Here is a 16,073-nt window from a genome sequence, read left to right as displayed (position 1 = left end):
GGGCGGGGTCATGTGGCAGTGGCGCCATCGGGTACGGGCACCCCCGCGGTGGCGCAGCGACCGCGGGGTGGCTGTGCTTTACATCGCAGGGCTGACCAGTCCTGTTTGGTAAGCGATGACGACCAGTTGCGCACGGTCGCGCGCACCCAGTTTCGTCATCGCGCGGCTGACATGGGTGCGTGCGGTGGCCGGGCTGAGAAACAACTCGGCACCGATCTCGTGGTTGCTCAGGCCCTGCCCCACCAGGGCCAGCACTTCGCGTTCGCGCTCGGTCAGCACCGCGAGCCGGTCCTCCGCGGCCCGGGCAGCCGTTCGTCGCGCGGTGAACTGGCCGATGAGGCGTCGGGTGATGCGCGGCGCGAGCAGTGCCTCTCCGGCGGCGATCACCCGGATGGCCTGCACCAGCTCGGCTGGTCCGGCGTCTTTGAGCAGGAAGCCGCTGGCGCCGGCTTGCAAGGCGTCGAAGACGTACTCGTCGGTGTCGTAGGTGGTGAGGATGAGGACGCGGACCTGCTCCAGCCCGTGCGTCTCGGCGATCTGGGCGGTGGCTTGGATCCCGTCCACCTTGGGCATGCGGATGTCCATGAGGACGACGTCGGGGCGGGTGGCGCGGGCCCGTTCGACGGCTTCGGCGCCGTTGGCGGCTTCCCCCACCACCGTGATGTCGTCCTCGAGGTCGAGCAGGACCTTGAACCCGGATCGCACGAGACCCTCGTCATCGGCGAGCAGCACCTTGATGGGAGCGTTGGTCAACGGTGAGGCGGCTGCCGCGTTCATAGGCGCGACCCGGTCGGCGCGAGGGGCAGTCGTGCCCTGACTTCGAACCCGCCTGGAATCGGCCCGGCGTCGAGTTCTCCGCCCAGCAGTTGACAGCGCTCGCGCATGCCGACGATCCCGCGGCCGGGCTTGGCCGAGCTGCCCATGCCGCTCGGATGCGGGGCCGGTAGGCGCGGATCCGCGGAGTCATGACCTGGGCCGGCACGGCGGCCCTCATCGGTCACGCGGATCTCCAAGGCCTCGATCCCGGGGCTCAGCGCTACCGTCACCCGAGTCGGGCCGACGTGGCGGACCACGTTGGTGATCGATTCCTGAACGATTCGATAGGCGGCACTTCCCACCGCGCTGGGCAACGGCGCCGCTGGCGAGGTCTCCTCGAGCTTGACATCGAGTCCCGCCTCGCGTGCCTTGGCGGCCAGTTCGTCGATCTGCCCCAGCCCGGGGTACGGTCCCCGCCCGTCGTCGTCACCGTCGTCACGGAGTACCCCGAGGATGGCCCGCATCTCCCGCAGCGCCCGGGAACTGGTCTGCTCGATGGCTCTCAGCGCCTCGCGCGCCATTTCCGGCCGCTTGTCGAGCACGTGCGCGGTGACACCGGACTGGACGTTGATGATCGCTATGGCGTGCGCGACGGTGTCGTGGACCTCGCGCGCGATCCGGAGCCGTTCGGCGTCCACACGCGCCCGCGCTTCCTCCTCGCGAGTCCGTTCAGCAAACTCGGCGCGCTCCTGAGCTTCGGCCGCGATGACCTGTCGGGACCGGACGGACTCGCCAAGGGCCGCGCTCATGACCGACGCGCCGATCCGGAAGTACACCCAGCCGATGGCGGCGCGTGGCTCGATGTCGGCCGCGGCGACCAGCCAGCCGATGGCGAGCACCGAGGTGCCCACGCCGGCGATCACCAGCGACCGGCGCCCGTCCCCGTAGGCGGCGACGGTGTACAGGGCGACGAAGAGCCCGAGCCAGCCGGGCCCGTCCGGGAAGTCAAGGGTGTAGTAGACCAAGCTGGCGAGCGCGGCGGTGACGAACACCGGCACCGGCCACCGGCGGCGGACGACAACGACCACGCCACTCACGACCAGCAGGACATATCCCAGGTATCCGAGATCGGTGAGGGGACGCTGTACCACCTCGCCAGCATTGCGGACCATCGTGCCCTGAACCTGCATCACGGTGATGAAGAGCGCGAGCAACACATCCTGCGCCAGCACCGGCAGGCGCAACGACACCACACGGTGTTTCATGCCGCGATCCTACGGTTCCCGCCCGCGAGAACACTCCGCCCAGACGCGCGACCGCCTACGACGACGGATGTAGCCAGGCACGAGGTGTCTACGCAGAACTGCGTAGACGCTGCCATCCGCTGTCGGAGGCCGCAGCCGCCTCGACGGCGCGATGATCGATTCCGTGAAACCCCTCACAGGCGCTCGCGCTCGTCACCGGCTCCTCGGCCGGCATGGGCCGAGCCACCGCGCTGCACACGCTGCGGGTGCCCGTCATCCGACCGAAAGGATTCTCAATGTCCGTCCTGTTTGTGCTTGCCGCACAGGCGGCCTCGCCAATCTGTACGACGCAGGCAGAATGCGCGGGCCAGGGTATCGATACTTTCCTCGGGACCCCTGAGCGAATCTGGGCCAGCGTGGCCGCACTGGTGGCGCTGGTCGGCGTGGTCATCGGCTGGCTGGCGCTGCGCTCCATCCGTCGTATCGGCAACGGCGGGAGAAGGGGAGCCATCGTGGCCCTGGTGGTGGGGCTGACCGGCGGGCTCAACGGCGCGGTGAAACTGGCTGTCGCCGACGGTGGTCTCGGCACCGGCAACGGAGTATTCGGAGCGGCCTTGGCCCTGGTGCTTGGGCTCGTCGGTGCGGTCCTCGGCGGGCTGGCTCTGGCCCGCTCCCGCCGCACCGAGCTGAGCGGCTGACCGCAGCGAATACAAGCGCGCGATCGAGGCCCTGATGACCGTACATACCTCGATCATCGCACGGCAGCCACTTCTCGTGATCTTGTACGTACAGGCAGACAGCTCTACATCAACAAGTACGGCTGCCCTACTAGTCCGACACCTACGCCAAGGCCGCGGTCCACGTCTGCCGAAAGGTGAACGCCGCGGCCGTAACAGCAGGAGGCCGACGTGTTACACGTGATCGGCGCGGGATTCCCGCGTACCGGAACCAGATCGATGAAGGCCGCGCTGGAAAGGCTGGGATTCGGTCCCTGCTACCACATGGCCGAAATCGGGAGCAATCCCGACCACGTCGACCGGTGGCTGCCCGCCGCCTCCGGTCTGCCGCTGGACTGGGACAGCGTGCTCGGCGGCTACCGATCCACCCAGGACTGGCCGGCCAGTTTCTTCTGGCGCGAGCAGGCGGAGGTCTACCCGGACGCGAAGGTCGTCCTGACCGTCCGCGATCCGCATCGCTGGTATGTCAGCATGCAGGCTCTGATCGCCACCCGCCGGGACGTGCCGCCGGACCTGCCTGAAGCGGGGGCTGCGGTACTCAAGACGATGGAGAGGCTCCGCCCGGTTCTCGATCTCATCGGAGAGTCCACCTTCGGCGATACCTGGGACTTCCAGCGGGGCATGCCCGACGAAGAGATCGCGGTAGCGGCGTTCCACCGTCACATGGCCGTTGTCCGGAAGAGCCTGCCCACGGATCGCCTCCTGGTGTTCGACGTCCGCGAGGGCTGGGAGCCGCTGTGCCGGTTCCTGGGCGTCGACGCTCCCGCCGGCGAGCCGTTCCCGCACCTCAACGACTCCGAGATCATGCAGCGCGCGCTGCAACAACTGTTGACCGACGGCAGCATCGACTCGGCTTTCATTTCCGGCACGCACGACTGAACAGCATCATCGCGCCTTTCCACAGGACCGTCCTGCGGAGGGGCGCGGAGGTCGTCCTCGCCCTCTATCAATGCGATTCCGTGACACCCCTCCCAGGCGCTCGTGCTCGTCACCGGCCCCTCGGCCGGCATAAGCGATCAGCGCGCTGCACATGCTGCCGACGCCCGTCATTCGAACAAAAGGATCCTCATGTCCGTTCGTCACTTGCTAGCCACCGCCGCAGCGGCCCTGCTCGGAATTGTGGGGCTCGCCACACCGGCAGCCGCGCACGTTTTGGCCCAGCCCGTCGGCGCTTACACCTTGACCGCTGGGCGCCTGTGGTCCGCGGTGGCCGCGCTGCTGGGGCTCGCCGGCGTCGTCATCGGCGGGCTGGCTCTGGCCCGCTCCGCCGGTCGTATCGGTAACGGTGGGAGGAGGGGAGCCATCGTGGCCCTGGCGGTGGGGCTGGCCTGCACGGTCATCGGCGGGCTGGTTGTGGCCGCCGCCGAGGGCGGTCCCGGCGCCGGCTACGGAATAGTCGGGGGCTACGTGGGCCTGGTGGTCGGGCCGATCGCCATGGTCGTCGGTGGACTGGCTCTGGCCCGCTCCCGTCGCACCGCCTAATGAAAGGCCGGAGATGCGCTCGTTGGATCTTCCTCGATGGCTGAACGGCTGTCCGCCAGTTCCTCAACCCCGAGATGCGCCAGCACGGCGCTGTGGAAGATCACCGGAGTCGCACCTGCAGGCACCCCAGCTCGTCGTCATCGCCTACGAAACTGGCCTTGTCACGTCGCATATCCCCGAGCAGGCGCCGCCCGGAACGATCTCCGCCGGGACCGACTCTCCTCATTCGAGTTGACTGAGCACACAATTGGATATAGTTATGACTCCATGGAAAATGGGGCCAAACGCCCGTACCGCATGGGCGCCCGCGCCGCCGCCGTGGAGGCCACCCGTATACGCATAATCGAAACGGCGGCCGCGCTGTGGATGCGACGCTGGTACGACGACGTCACGCTGCAGGACATCGCCCACGAGGCAGGCGTGTCGGTGCAGACGATCGTCAACCACTTCGGCGGCAAGGACGAACTGGCCGACGCCGTCGCCGGCATGGTCGCCGAACGAACAGAGCTCACCCGCCAGGCGCCCACCGGCGACGTGGCGGCGATCGTGGCGACTGTGTTCGACGACTACGAACGGCACGGCGACGCCAACGTGCTCTGGATCGCGCAGATCGACCGCGTCCCGGCGATCGCCAGGGCGGCCGCCCACGCGCGCGACCGGCACCGCGCCTGGCTGGAACAGGCCTTCGCTGATTGCCTGCCCACCCCCGGCCCCGCCCGGGAACACGTCCTGAACCTGTACTACGCCGCCACCGACGTCAGCCTGTGGAAGCTGTGGCGGCGCGACCTCGGAGTGTCGCGCCAGGACGCCGAACATGCCATGCACGACCTGCTGGCCGCGATCAACCCGCGAAAGAGGAACCATGAGTAGCACCTTCCTGTTCGCCACCTGGGCCGGCGGCGGAGCGGTACCACCCGTCCTGTCCGTCGCCCGCGCCCTGCACCGACGTGGCCACCACGTCCGGGTGCTGGCGGACAGATCGCTGCACGGCGAGGTGGCCGCCTGCGGCCTGGAACCGATCGCCTGGACGACCGCGCCCCAGGGCGACCCCAGCGACCCGGCCACGGATGTCATCAGAGACTTCGAGGCCCGCACCCCGCTGGGAGAGTTCGCGCGACTGCGCGACCGCATCGTCTGTGGCCCCGCGGCGGACTACGCCCGCGACACCCTGGCCGAACTCCGTGCCCGGCCGGCCGACGTGCTCGTCGCCGAGCACATGCTGCTCGGCGCGTTCACCGGCGCCGAGGCCGCCGGAACCCCCCGGGCCTCGCTGGTCACCACCCTCTACCCGTTTCCCACACCGGGAGCACCACCGCCCGGCCCGGGCCTGCCCCCCGCCACGGGCCCGCTGGGAAGAGTGCGCGACCAGATTGTGACCCGCCTGATCCTCAAACCCTGGGAGAAGGGCCTGCCCGCGCTCAACTCCGCCCGCGTCGCCCACGACCTGCCGCCGCTCGCCTCGGTCGTCGAGGCGTTCGACCGTGTCGACCGGCTGCTCGTGCTCTCGCCACGCGCATTCGACTATCCTGACCGGCGCTTTCCCGCCGATCTGCGGCACGTCGGCCCACGACTCGACGACCCGGCCTGGGCCGGCGAACTGCGACTGCCGGCCGGTGACGCGCCGCTGGTCCTTGTCGGCCTGAGCTCGTCCTTCATGGATCAGCGCCCAGTCCTTGAGCGCATCGCCGAAGCCCTCGGTACGCTGCCGGTACGCGGCCTGCTGACCACCGGCCCGGCCGTGGATCCGGCGACGATCCACGCGCCTGACAACGTCCTGGTCACCGCGGCAGCCCCGCACAACATCGCCCTGTCCCACACCGCGGTCACCATCACGCACGCCGGCCACGGCACCGCCGTCAAATCCCTGGCCGCCGGAGTTCCCTTGGTCGGCGTACCGCTGGGGCGAGACCAACGCGAGGTCGCACGACACGTCGAGTGGCTCGGCGCCGGAACCACGGTGAACAAGAGCGCCTCACCCCGTACGATCGCCCGCGCCGTCGACCGAGTCCTGCGCGACCCGTCCTACCGCCGTGCGGCACAGCGACTGGCGGCTGAGATCGCCACCGAGACGGCAACCGACCGAGCGGTCACCGAACTTGAGGCGCTGACCTGACGAGCCGGCCGCCTTCGGCTTTTCGGCGAGGGTGGCCAGGTCGATGCCGCGGCCGAGGTGCTTGTGCGCATGGACCACAAGGGTGACCGCGACGCCGGTGGCCCGTAGGTCCCGGGCCAGGGTGACGGCGCGTTCGAGTTCGGGACGCCTCGTGGCGTGGGCAGCTCGATCCAGGCCGGCCCGGCGTTGCGCAGCGTGAGGCTCGGCACGTTGAGCACGAGCCACGCCGTGATTGGTCCTTGCAGTACACGATCCGGGTTTTGTCGGGATGCACGTTCGCCAACGGCACCAACGCCTCGGTGATCAAGCGGCCAGCTCGACGTCGGCGAAGTCGACCTCCTTCAGCAGGGGATCGAACGGATCCGGCCGATGACGTAGCTCGTCGGTGGCGTACGCGCCGAAGCGGCTGATATGGGCCCGCAGGTAGGGCGCGATCTGGCCGAGCTGGTCGGCGGTGATGCTCCAGCCCTCGGCGACCAGCTGCCGCACGACGTCGGAGATGTCCAGGGCGTTGTGGAAGACGACCAGGTTGGCCAGCAGCGTGTTGAACTTGATCAGCTTCTCCTGCTCTTCGGGGTCGTTGTCGGCCAGCACCCCGCCGAAGCCGAGCCACTTGGAGAACCCGTTGTAGGACTCGACCTTGTTGGTCGCCGCGGTGACCCGCGCCCGCAGGTCATGGGCGTACGCCTTGATCGTGTTAGGTGACCGTTCGATGTCTGTCAGGTACGCCAGATAGTCCTCGATCGGCTGGATCGGGCTGTCGTCGCCCAGCACGGTCCATGACTCCAGCCCTGTAACGGGCGACACGACCCGCTGTACCTGCATGCTTCCTCCGGTGATCCGCGTAATGGACGGCGGCAGAAACCACATCCAGCAGGCGGATCACCAAGGGAAAGTCGTTCGTCATGGACGTTGTAGACAGCAGCTCAAGCCTTGCAGGTAATGACCGTTTGCGAGAGCCGGCCGTTACAGCGAGCAGTTGCTCGCGAAGACGAACGTCGGGCGGTCCTCAGGAGAGCGGCCAGTTGCGTAGGGCGGCGTCGGCCATCCCCTGGAGTTCGTCGCGGCCGACACCGCTCGCGGCTTGCACGGCGATGCCGAATGCCAAGGTGGCGACGTAGCGGGCCAGTAGCCCCGGATTGGTGTCCGGAGACAGGTCGCCGTCGTCGACGGCTCGCTGGAATCGCTCTCGGATGCGGGAGCAGCCGTTGTTGCGCCAGGCGGCGAGAAGGTCACGGACCCCACGCCCGGAATCACTGGCAGTCAGGGCGCTCTGGACACCCAGGCACCCCTGGGGAGCGGCCGGGCGGGTGGTGGTTCGGACGGTGCCGGTCAGGATCGTGGTGGCGACGCCGAGGGCGGTCGGCTCCTCCAGGGCCTGTGCCAGGTATGCGCCCGGGCCTTCGGTGTAGCGCTCCAGGGCCTTGCGGAACAGTTCCGCCTTGTTGCCGAAGGCTGCGTACATGCTGGTGGTGGAGATGCCCATCGCGTCGGTCAGGTTGGCCAGGCTGGCCCCCTCGTAGCCGTGCTCCCAGAAGACCAGCATGGCCCGCTCGAGAGCTTCGTCGGCGTCGAATCCTCGCGGTCGACCGATGGGGCCGCTCTGTTTGGTCTCCACCCCAGCAGTCTACCACTTCTGCATCGATCGATGCAGAAGTGGTACGTTCGACTTCCGCATCGATCGATGCGGAAGTCCAAGGAGGTTATTCGCATGGGACTACTTGAGGGTAAGACCGCTCTCGTCACCGGCGGCGGCACCGGAATCGGGCTGGCCAGTGCCGTACGACTGGCGGCCGAGGGCGCACACGTGTTCATCACCGGCCGGCGCAAGACCGAACTCGACGCGGCCGTCGAAGTGATTGGTTCGGCGGCTACCGCGGTGATCGGCGACATCTCGAACCTGGCCGACCTGGACCGGCTCTACGAGACGATCCGCAGCCGGGGACGGGGCCTGGACGTACTGTTCGCGAATGCCTCCGTCGCCGAGTTCGTGACGCTTGAGCAGATCTCCGAGGAGCACTTCGACACCCTCTTCGGTATCAACGTCCGGGGCACGCTGTTCACCGTTCAGAAGGCGCTGCCCCTGCTCAACGACGGCGCCTCGGTGATCTTGAACGGCTCTACCAACGTGGACGTCGGCGCGGAGGCGTTCGGCGTGTACGCGGCGACCAAGGCCGCCACCCGTTCGTTCTCGCGGACCTGGGCCAACGAACTCAAGGGACGCGGCATCCGGGTCAACACCATCACGCCCGGCCCGACCAATACCCCTGGTTTGTCGGGGCTCGCTCCCGACCCGGAGCAGGCCGCCGGCCTCAGGCAGCAACTGGCTGCGCAGGTGCCGCTAGGCCGGCTCGGGCGCCCGGAGGAGATCGCCGCCGCCGTGACCTTCCTCGCCTCCGAGCAGAGCAGCTTCATCACCGGTTCGAGCCTGTACGTCGACGGCGGCCTGAACCAGATCTGAGTTCCATGGCCGCACATCCGGCGAGGATGCACCCATCACCCTGATCAACGAACGGTCCCGACGGCACCCCAGCTGCGGCGTCCTCGCCCGACTCCATACAAGACACGAGCGAGGCCACGCCGGCCGACGACGCAATAGTCTCACGAGAGGTTGAGGTAAAGGACCCATGACAGTAATCGGCATCATTGGCGCAGGTGAGGTCGGTAGCCAGGTCGCGCGTGCGGCGATCGCGAACGGCTACGACGTCGTTATTGCCAATTCACGAGGACCTGAGACTTTGAAGGATCTCATTGACAAGCTCGGCCCGTCAGCGCGTGCCGCAACCGCTGCCGGCGCTGCTGCTGCTGGTGACTTCGCAGTCGTGGCGGTCCCCCTCAAGGTGGTCAACGACATGCCTGCGGAGGAGCTGGCAGACAAGATCGTGCTTGACACGAACAACTACATGGTCTGGCGCGATGGCCATATCCCGGTCATCGACTCGGGTGAGAAGACAGTTCACGAGCTACGGCAAGAACACCTTCCGCGATCCAAGGTCGTCAAGGCCTTCAACCACATCCAAGCTCCCCGCATCACCACCGCAGGTAAAGCGGCGGGCACCCCCGGCCGTCTGGCGCTGTCGGCCTCGAGCGACTTTCCCGAAGCCGTGGAACTCGTGACGCGACTGTACGACCAGTTCGGGTTCGACGCCGCCGACAACAGCCCGCTCAGCGAGTCGTGGCGCAGCGGTCCCGGTCAACCCGCGTGGGTCGCGCACGAGCACCAGACCCGTTCCGAACTGATTGCCAACCTCGCCAGGGCGCGACGGATCATCTTGAGGTGAGTCTGTCCCTGGAGCTAACTTCCGTCACGACCTGCAGGAACTGCTCCAGTTCCTTCATCTGCTGGCTGTCGGTCGCGGCCTGTTTCCAACCCAGGTACTTGGCGACCTGGCCCACATGATCGGACTGGGTCTGGGCTCGCTGCCCGTATCCCCGCAGCGCCCCTGGATGCAGGCCCAACGCGGTCGCCAGCCGGGCCACCGCCTCCGGCGGTGCCGACCCCACCTCATCGGGCACAAACCCCAGCCACGGCAGCGTCGCGACCATCACGGCCATCCCGAGCCGATCGGCTGGGCCTCGCCCCCGCCCCGGATCCACGAACGCCACATCCGCAGGCGTCAACGTGAAGTGCGTGATCAACTCATCGCGGCCGATATCCGGGAATGACCGCAACTGCTCCAACTGCTCGCTGGAGAACATCTTCTCCGACACCAACCACCCAACGCTCTAGACCGGACAAACCGGAACAGAACGTAGCGGAAACGAGCTCGGACCCCTACATCGACCCCAGCATCACCGCAGCTCAGAGCTATATGTGTTGGATTCTTCGACAGGACTACTGGGACCCCGTGTCAGCCGAACGGGATGACGTTCCAGGTGGTGGCGCACTGGACGCTGTGTCCATGGTGACGCGGCAGGTGCTGGATCTCGTCGAAGCAGCCTTCGGCTTGTTCGATCACCGGGACCAGCCCGCCGTTTAATGGACGAGGAGGCGGCCCGTCATGCCGACGGCTCGGTGGATGGTGTCGGCGCAGTAGAACTCGTACGTTCCGGGGCGGTCCGCGATGAAGCCGCCGATACCGGTATCGCCGCCGTCGGTCTGCACGAAGGCGTCGAACTCGTCGAGCGTGAAGTTGTGCGGGATGTCGGTGGAGGTCAGGGCGACGGCGATAGGTTCGCCGGCGCGGACGTGGATCTCGGCGGGCTCGAAGGCGAAGCAGTGGCAGGAGACGGCGATGCGGCGGGCGCCTTCAGGGGCGGCGGCGTTGGCGCGGGCCATCTTCTTGAGGTTCATGGTGCCGACAGTCAGTCGGGCCATGTCGCCGAGGGGTACGACGCCGGTGGCGTCGCAGTCGATGGCGAGCTGGGTGGGGTCAGGGAAGGACGCGGTCATGATGCCGCCGAACTCCAGCGGTTCCAGGCGCAGCAGCCCGGCTTCGACGCCGTACTCGATGACGAGGTGGTGGTTGAGACGCACCCAGTGCTCGCCGATGCGGATCTGGTGGGCGAGCGGGTCGGCGGGGATGCTGTCCGGCGGGCAGGCGTCGGTGCGAACGTTACCGTCGTTGCCCAGGCGGCCGCGTACGACGAAGAAGCCGAAGCTGTTGTGGGGCCGGCCGCCGGGGTGGATGTCGGTGGTGTTCTGGTGCGGGATGAGGGTCTTGACGCCGTCGGCGGTGGGCACCTGGCGCACCGGGGAGCTGAGTGCCTGGTGTTCGACGGTGCCGGTCAGATAGGTGCGCAGCGAGGGAAGTTCGGGCGAGGCCTGCGAGGGTCCGGTGCCGCCGTAGTAGTCGGGCAGGATCAGGTGGTGGACGAGCGGCATGCCGAGATACCAGCCGTAGATGGCGCGCTCGCCGGGGGCAGGGCCGCGGTCGGGGGCGCCGGCGATGCGAGCCGCGACGCGGAAGCGGTCGGAGGCAGGGGAGGTGATCCGGGCGTGCAGCTCACCGTCCGGGCGCAGGCGCAGGTGGCCGCGGCGCAGGCCGTACTCGACGACGGCGTGGTTGTCCAGCGGCACCATGATCTTGCCCATGGGGATCGCGGAAGCGGCTTCGCCGTCCGGGGTTTCCACGCGGTGGCGGTGTAGCGTGGCCGGTTCTCCGGGGGCCGGTATGCGGTCCAGGAGCAGGCGGTCGGCGGTTTGCAGAAGCGTGCCGGAGACGCCGGGCTCCTCGGCGGGTCCCAGCGTAACCGGCAGGCCGAGGTGCCAGGCCGTTGTCGCGTGCATCGCACTCCTTGGCAAGGGTGGGGGCCGGTGCTCCCGGCCTCCACGAGAACTATCGGGGTTTGTGTTCGATCCAGCCGACGCCGCCCCAGCCGATGTCGGTGGTGGCGAGCAGGCCGCAGTTCAGACCGAGCTGGATGATTTGACCGCTGGTGAGGTCGCGCCAGGTGCCGCCGAGCTTGATGGCGTAGGCGAGGGGTGCTCCGGCCAGGCTGCCTTCGGGCATCGGGCGGGTGCGGACGGTGGCGGCGGTGGCGTTGGGCCCGGGGATGACCATCTGGCCGTAGCCGTCGGCGATGGACAGCGTCCAGCTCGGCCACACGTGGTCGTGATCGGGCATGTAGCCGACGCCGGGGATGGGCAGGCCGGGGGCGAACGGTGTGTCGCCGATGTTGCCGACGAGGTAGATGGTCATGTCCGGCCGGACGGGCGAGGGGGCGGACGGGCCGGTGCCGACCGGTGCGGGGATCTGGGCGTAGTGGTCGACGACGTAGCCGCCGAACCAGGCGTCGCGGTGCTCGTCCCAGGTGCAGGACGGGTTACCGGGCGGGCAGGCCAGGGCGGGTGAGGCGGTGACGGCCAGCATCGAGGCGATACAGGCGAGCAGGGCGAGCAGGCGTCTCATGCCACGTTCTCCTTGATTTCGGAGGGGTCGGCGAGCGGGATCTCTTTCAGCGCCAATGAGCCGATCAGACACAGCACGCCGACGGCCACGGCGACGAGGAAGGTGGCGGCGACGGCGTGCGCGAACGTCTGCGCGATGCCGTCGCGCACCTCGGGCGGCAGCTGGGCGAGGGCTTGCGGGCTGCGCTGCAGGGCGTTGACCGGCATGTTCGGCGGCAGCGCGTTCGCGGGGACGAACTCGATCAGGTACGCCTGCAGCCGCCCGGTGAAAATCGCGCCGAAGGCCGCCACGCCCACCGCTCCACCGAGCGCCCGGAACAGGCCGGCGGTGGCGGTGCCGCTGCCGAGGTCGGCCCGGGGGACGCCGTTCTGCACGACAACGGTGAGTTGGGCCATGCAGCCGACGCCAAGGCCCAGGACGCCCATGAAAACGGCGGCGGTGAGAGGTGAGGTGGTGGCGTCCATCCGTGACAGCAGCACCAGGCCGAGCGTGATTGCGATCGAGCCGGCGATGGGCCACAACCGATAGCGGCCGGTGCGGGAGATGACGTGGCCGGAGATGACGGAGGTGACGATCAGGCCGCCCATCAGCGGGAAAAGCAGGATGCCGGAGTTGGTGGCGCTCACGCCGAGCCCGATCTGCAGGAACGTCGGCAGGTAGGTGACCGCGGTGAAGTTGACCACGCCGACGAGCAGGATGAGGATCAGTGCCATCCGGGTCACCGGTGCGGTGAACAGCCGCATCGGGATCAGCGGTTCGGCGGCCCGGCGTTCGACGACGACGAACGCGGCCAGCAGCGCCAACCCGGCCGCGCCCAGCGTAATGATCAGCGGGGACGCCCACGGGTATTGCTGCCCGCCCCAGGAGGCCACCAGTAGCAGGCAGGTGAGCCCGGACAGGCCGAGCGCGATGCCGGGCCAGTCGATGACCCGCTGCACACGCTGTACGGGCAGTTTGAGCACCAGCGCGGTGACGAGCAATGCGAGCAGGCCGAGCGGCAGGTTGACGAGGAACACCCAGCGCCAGCTGAACGCGTCGGTGAGGTAGCCGCCGACGAACGGCCCGACGATTGTGGCCACGGCGTACTCGGCGCCCAGGTAGCCCTGGTAGCGGGCGCGGTTGCGGGGTCTGACCATGTCGCCGACGATGGTGATCGCCATCGCGGTGACGCCGCCGCCGCCGACTCCCTGTACGGCCCGGCCGGCGATCATCTGCGTCATGTCTTGGGCCAGCCCGCAGAACAGCGACCCGGCGATGAACAGCACGATGGCGGCCACGAGCAGCGGCCGCCTGCCGTACATGTCGCTGAGCTTGCCGAACAGCGGGACCCCGACTGTGGCGCCGAGCAGGTTGGCCACAATCACCCACGACAGCAGGCTCAGCCCTTGCAAATCCGCGATCATGGCGGGCAGGGCGTTGGCCACGGTCACCGAGTCGAGGGCGACGAGCAGCAGGCCGAGGAGGAGGCCGCCGAAGGCTATGAGGATCTCGCGGCGGCTCAGCTCCTGTCCGGGAGAGTCGGCGCTCATGCCGATCTCACCGTCCTTTCCAGATATTTCATGAAAGAAGGGCCCCGAGTCACGCGCATCCTCCGGCCGGGTCGAAGCGGTGTCATCACGGGTGTTCCGGCTGGCGAGACGGCGGGATGTTCTGTGTGGAGCGGAACAGGTTGGCCGGGTCGTACACCTGCTTGATCGCGGCCAGGCGGTCGTGGACCTGGGAGCTGTAGGCGGATCTGACCCGGTCGGGGCCCTCGCCAAGGCCGAGGTGGTTGACATCGGCACCGCCGGCCGACAGGCGCAGGAGCGAATGCCAGGTCTCGCGCATCCACTGCCGCTCCCGGGTGCCGTCGCCTTCGGCCCAGTTGGCGATGACCTCCACCAGGAAGGAGGCGTGCCGGTAGGAGAAGGGGGTGTCGGGACCGGTGGCGATCGCGCCGCCCAGCGGCCGGAACAGCACTTCCGACAGCGGCGAGGAGGCCGCCCGGGCGGCAGCGACGGCGCTTTCGATCGCGGCATCGTCCAGCGGGCGCAACCATTCTGAGCGCACGTCCCAGCGGGTGCCCTCGGGCGCGGATTCGTCGGTCGAACGCTGGAAGGCGGCGAACGGGGTGGGCTTGATCGTGTCCAGCAGCGGTTCGCCGGTGGCCCGGCGCAGCTCATCCATGGCGGCTCGCGCCTCGGCGGGCGGCCCGAGGTGCAGGGCGGTCACCAAAAGCACGGGCTTGGCGGCGAACGGCGGGCTGGTCAGCACCGCGGCGTAGTTGCACTCGTCGGCCATGGGCAGATCGACCACACGGCGGATGACCTCCGCTGCTCGCTCGACGGGGAACATCAGCGTCCCGGCAAGCGGCTCGGCGCGCATCGGGTGTAGCCGGAAGGTAAAAGAGGTGACGACGCCGAAGTTGCCGCAGCCGCCGCGCAGCGCCCACAACAGGTCGGGATGTGCGTCCGGCCTGACGTCCAGCAGTTCCCCGTCGGCGGTGACGACGCGGGCGGACAGCAGGTTGTCGGCGGCCAGCCCGTGCCGCCGGCCCAGCCAGCCGAGCCCGGTGCCCAGCGTGAACCCGGCTACGCCGACCTTGGAGACTGACCCGCCGGCCGCCGCCAGGCCGTGCGGCAGGGTGACGGCGTCGACCTCGCCCCACAGCAGCCCGGCTCCGGCCTCCAGCACGTCCCCGTCGACGCGGATGGCGCGCAGTCCGCGCAGGTCCATCACCAGGCCGTCGTCGACGAGCGCGTGGCCGGCGAAGTTGTGCCCGCCGGCGCGCACGGCAAGCGGCAAGCCCTCGGCGGCGGCGTGCCGCACGGCCGCCGCCACGTCGGCTGCTGTGTGGCAGCGCGCGACCAGGCGAGGGGTGCGGCGCACGGCGCGGTTCCAGATGCCGCACGCCTGCTCGAAGCCCGGGTCACCGCGCCGGACGAGGTGCCCGCTGAAGCCCTTGATGTTCATGGACGCGGGAGCGTACGCAACGCCCGCGCGCCCGTCGCGGCCGGCGATCCGTCAGATGGAACACACTGTGCGCACGTACTCCAGCGCGGGTGTCTCCAGCCGCATGCGCAGGGCAGTGAACCGCTCGGCGGCCGGGCCGCCCGGCCAGCCCTGCGGCAGCAACTCGTCGGGCAGGCCAGGATCGAGGTAGGGGAACTTGCGCCAGTGGTAGAGGCTGAGCGTGTAGTCGGTGAACGCCTGCCGCCCGTGCGGATGCTCCCCCGCCCACCGCTCGGCCACCGGCTCGGCCCAGCGCAGGAACTCCTCATACAGCGCGGCCAGCTCGTCCAGGCCCCACGTCCGGCGTGCCAGCTCGGCCAGGTCATCGAAGCCGGTGTAGGTGCCTTCGAAGGTCATCACGTACTGCTCGAACCCCAGCTCCTTGACCGCCTTGTCCAGGTCGGGGGCGGTGCGCCGGGGGGCCATCCACAGGCCGTTGTTCAGGTTGCCGAAGCCGAGCCACGACAGTTTAGAGCGCAGCAGGTGGCGCTTGGCCCGCTCGTGCTCGGGCACGGAGAACGAGACGAGCACCCAGCCGTCGCCGAGCCTGGCAGGCAGGTGGTGACCGAAGATGCGCTGGTCGGACTCGGCCAGCAGGGGCAGCGCGGTGTCGGTGAGCCGGAGCCCGCGCAGGCCGTGCCGTTTGTCGGCCTCCAGCAGGCCGCGCTCGCGCATGCGGGCCAGGGCCGAGCGGGTGGCGGTGTCGTCGACGCCGAGCTCGCTCATCAGCTGCACAATCTTGACGATCGGGCACCAGCCGCCGAGTGGCCTGAGGTAGGCGCCGCAAAAGTCCATGATCAGCATTTTCGGCTGGCCGCCCGCGGCACTGTGCGGCGTGGCGGCCATCGAGGGAGTGGCGCCCGTCCAGCGTGTCCGGCTGTCTTTCAATGCTCTCCTT

16 protein-coding genes and 1 pseudogene are annotated in these 16,073 nt (G+C 68.7%); 7 read left to right on the top strand and 10 right to left on the bottom strand.

The features are described 5' to 3' along the window. Positions 1–78 precede the first annotated feature (78 nt). Together V5E28_RS34340 and V5E28_RS34335 are read right to left on the bottom strand one after the other, a co-directional pair. Positions 79–777: a response regulator transcription factor gene (locus tag V5E28_RS34340; protein WP_336213228.1), complete on the bottom strand. Its 699-nt coding sequence runs from the start codon at positions 775–777 to the stop codon at positions 79–81. Then, positions 774–2,021, bottom strand: coding sequence for a sensor histidine kinase (locus V5E28_RS34335; RefSeq protein WP_336213226.1), 1,248 nt, complete (start codon positions 2,019–2,021; stop codon positions 774–776). The genes V5E28_RS34340 and V5E28_RS34335 overlap by 4 nt, the downstream gene beginning before the upstream one ends. A 275-nt stretch (positions 2,022–2,296) precedes the next feature. On the opposite strand from V5E28_RS34335, the gene V5E28_RS34330 reads away from it, so the two are divergent. From V5E28_RS34330 to V5E28_RS34310, 5 genes are all read left to right on the top strand, one after another. Then, entirely contained in the window at positions 2,297–2,698 is a 402-nt protein-coding gene (locus tag V5E28_RS34330) for a DUF6223 family protein (RefSeq protein ID WP_336213224.1), read from the top strand. A gap of 210 nt (positions 2,699–2,908) precedes the next feature. Continuing rightward, a complete protein-coding gene (locus V5E28_RS34325; RefSeq protein ID WP_336213223.1) occupies positions 2,909–3,616 on the top strand; it encodes a sulfotransferase family protein in 708 nt (235 codons plus the stop codon). Positions 3,617–3,805: 189 nt separating this feature from the next. After that, positions 3,806–4,219, top strand: coding sequence for a DUF6223 family protein (locus V5E28_RS34320; RefSeq protein WP_336213221.1), 414 nt, complete (start codon positions 3,806–3,808; stop codon positions 4,217–4,219). A 267-nt stretch (positions 4,220–4,486) separates the two neighbouring features. After that, positions 4,487–5,089 carry a TetR/AcrR family transcriptional regulator gene (locus V5E28_RS34315; RefSeq protein WP_336213220.1) on the top strand — a complete coding sequence of 201 codons (603 nt, stop codon included), beginning with the start codon at positions 4,487–4,489 and terminating at the stop codon, positions 5,087–5,089. After that, positions 5,082–6,332, top strand: coding sequence for a glycosyltransferase (locus V5E28_RS34310; RefSeq protein ID WP_336213218.1), 1,251 nt, complete (start codon positions 5,082–5,084; stop codon positions 6,330–6,332). The genes V5E28_RS34315 and V5E28_RS34310 overlap by 8 nt, the downstream gene beginning before the upstream one ends. A gap of 303 nt (positions 6,333–6,635) precedes the next feature. Here V5E28_RS34310 and V5E28_RS34305 read toward each other — a convergent pair. Beyond that, positions 6,636–7,004, bottom strand: a pseudogene (locus tag V5E28_RS34305) (Tn3 family transposase); the annotation flags it as partial. Positions 7,005–7,341: 337 nt separating this feature from the next. Further along, positions 7,342–7,950, bottom strand: a complete 609-nt coding sequence (locus V5E28_RS34300; RefSeq protein WP_336213215.1) for a TetR/AcrR family transcriptional regulator — start codon at positions 7,948–7,950, stop codon at positions 7,342–7,344. A gap of 93 nt (positions 7,951–8,043) precedes the next feature. Between V5E28_RS34300 and V5E28_RS34295 the strand changes: the two genes are divergently transcribed. Beyond that, positions 8,044–8,793 (top strand): SDR family oxidoreductase, encoded by a 750-nt coding sequence (locus tag V5E28_RS34295; RefSeq protein ID WP_336213299.1) that lies wholly within the window; start codon positions 8,044–8,046, stop codon positions 8,791–8,793. Positions 8,794–8,959: 166 nt separating this feature from the next. Then, entirely contained in the window at positions 8,960–9,613 is a 654-nt protein-coding gene (locus V5E28_RS34290) for an NADPH-dependent F420 reductase (protein ID WP_336213214.1), read from the top strand. Here V5E28_RS34290 and V5E28_RS34285 read toward each other — a convergent pair. The 6 genes from V5E28_RS34285 to V5E28_RS34260 all read right to left on the bottom strand — a co-directional run bounded on the left by V5E28_RS34285 (position 9,600) and on the right by V5E28_RS34260 (position 16,063). Continuing rightward, positions 9,600–10,043, bottom strand: coding sequence for a DUF4158 domain-containing protein (locus tag V5E28_RS34285; RefSeq protein ID WP_336213212.1), 444 nt, complete (start codon positions 10,041–10,043; stop codon positions 9,600–9,602). The genes V5E28_RS34290 and V5E28_RS34285 overlap by 14 nt on opposite strands. A gap of 265 nt (positions 10,044–10,308) precedes the next feature. Beyond that, the gene (locus V5E28_RS34280; RefSeq protein ID WP_336213211.1) at positions 10,309–11,562 is read right to left on the bottom strand and encodes a cupredoxin domain-containing protein; all 1,254 of its coding nucleotides are present in this window, start codon (positions 11,560–11,562) and stop codon (positions 10,309–10,311) included. 49 nt (positions 11,563–11,611) lie between these two features. Further along, positions 11,612–12,184 (bottom strand): hypothetical protein, encoded by a 573-nt coding sequence (locus V5E28_RS34275; protein ID WP_336213210.1) that lies wholly within the window; start codon positions 12,182–12,184, stop codon positions 11,612–11,614. Next, positions 12,181–13,713: an MDR family MFS transporter gene (locus V5E28_RS34270; protein WP_336213207.1), complete on the bottom strand. Its 1,533-nt coding sequence runs from the start codon at positions 13,711–13,713 to the stop codon at positions 12,181–12,183. Before V5E28_RS34270 ends, V5E28_RS34275 begins: the two co-directional genes overlap by 4 nt. Positions 13,714–13,798: 85 nt before the next feature. Continuing rightward, positions 13,799–15,136: an FAD-binding oxidoreductase gene (locus tag V5E28_RS34265; protein ID WP_336213205.1), complete on the bottom strand. Its 1,338-nt coding sequence runs from the start codon at positions 15,134–15,136 to the stop codon at positions 13,799–13,801. A 51-nt stretch (positions 15,137–15,187) separates the two neighbouring features. Next, positions 15,188–16,063, bottom strand: a complete 876-nt coding sequence (locus V5E28_RS34260) for a PaaX family transcriptional regulator (RefSeq protein ID WP_336213203.1) — start codon at positions 16,061–16,063, stop codon at positions 15,188–15,190. Positions 16,064–16,073 lie beyond the last annotated feature (10 nt).

This window comes from Nonomuraea sp. LPB2021202275-12-8, from assembly GCF_037044575.1.
Taxonomy (GTDB): domain Bacteria; phylum Actinomycetota; class Actinomycetes; order Streptosporangiales; family Streptosporangiaceae; genus Nonomuraea.
Note: the sequence above shows the minus strand (reverse complement) of the source record. Positions and strands in the feature narration are given on the sequence as shown.

Excerpts from the sequence above, each read along its gene's own strand:
- V5E28_RS34340 (WP_336213228.1), bottom strand. The coding sequence starts at position 777 with ATGAACGCGGCAGCCGCCTCACCGTTGACCAACGCTCCCATCAAGGTG.
- V5E28_RS34335 (WP_336213226.1), bottom strand. The coding sequence starts at position 2,021 with ATGAAACACCGTGTGGTGTCGTTGCGCCTGCCGGTGCTGGCGCAGGAT.
- V5E28_RS34330 (WP_336213224.1), top strand. The coding sequence starts at position 2,297 with ATGTCCGTCCTGTTTGTGCTTGCCGCACAGGCGGCCTCGCCAATCTGT.
- V5E28_RS34320 (WP_336213221.1), top strand. The coding sequence starts at position 3,806 with ATGTCCGTTCGTCACTTGCTAGCCACCGCCGCAGCGGCCCTGCTCGGA.
- V5E28_RS34315 (WP_336213220.1), top strand. The coding sequence starts at position 4,487 with ATGGAAAATGGGGCCAAACGCCCGTACCGCATGGGCGCCCGCGCCGCC.
- V5E28_RS34310 (WP_336213218.1), top strand. The coding sequence starts at position 5,082 with ATGAGTAGCACCTTCCTGTTCGCCACCTGGGCCGGCGGCGGAGCGGTA.
- V5E28_RS34295 (WP_336213299.1), top strand. The coding sequence starts at position 8,044 with ATGGGACTACTTGAGGGTAAGACCGCTCTCGTCACCGGCGGCGGCACC.
- V5E28_RS34290 (WP_336213214.1), top strand. The coding sequence starts at position 8,960 with ATGACAGTAATCGGCATCATTGGCGCAGGTGAGGTCGGTAGCCAGGTC.
- V5E28_RS34280 (WP_336213211.1), bottom strand. The coding sequence starts at position 11,562 with ATGCACGCGACAACGGCCTGGCACCTCGGCCTGCCGGTTACGCTGGGA.
- V5E28_RS34275 (WP_336213210.1), bottom strand. The coding sequence starts at position 12,184 with ATGAGACGCCTGCTCGCCCTGCTCGCCTGTATCGCCTCGATGCTGGCC.
- V5E28_RS34270 (WP_336213207.1), bottom strand. The coding sequence starts at position 13,713 with ATGAGCGCCGACTCTCCCGGACAGGAGCTGAGCCGCCGCGAGATCCTC.
- V5E28_RS34265 (WP_336213205.1), bottom strand. The coding sequence starts at position 15,136 with ATGAACATCAAGGGCTTCAGCGGGCACCTCGTCCGGCGCGGTGACCCG.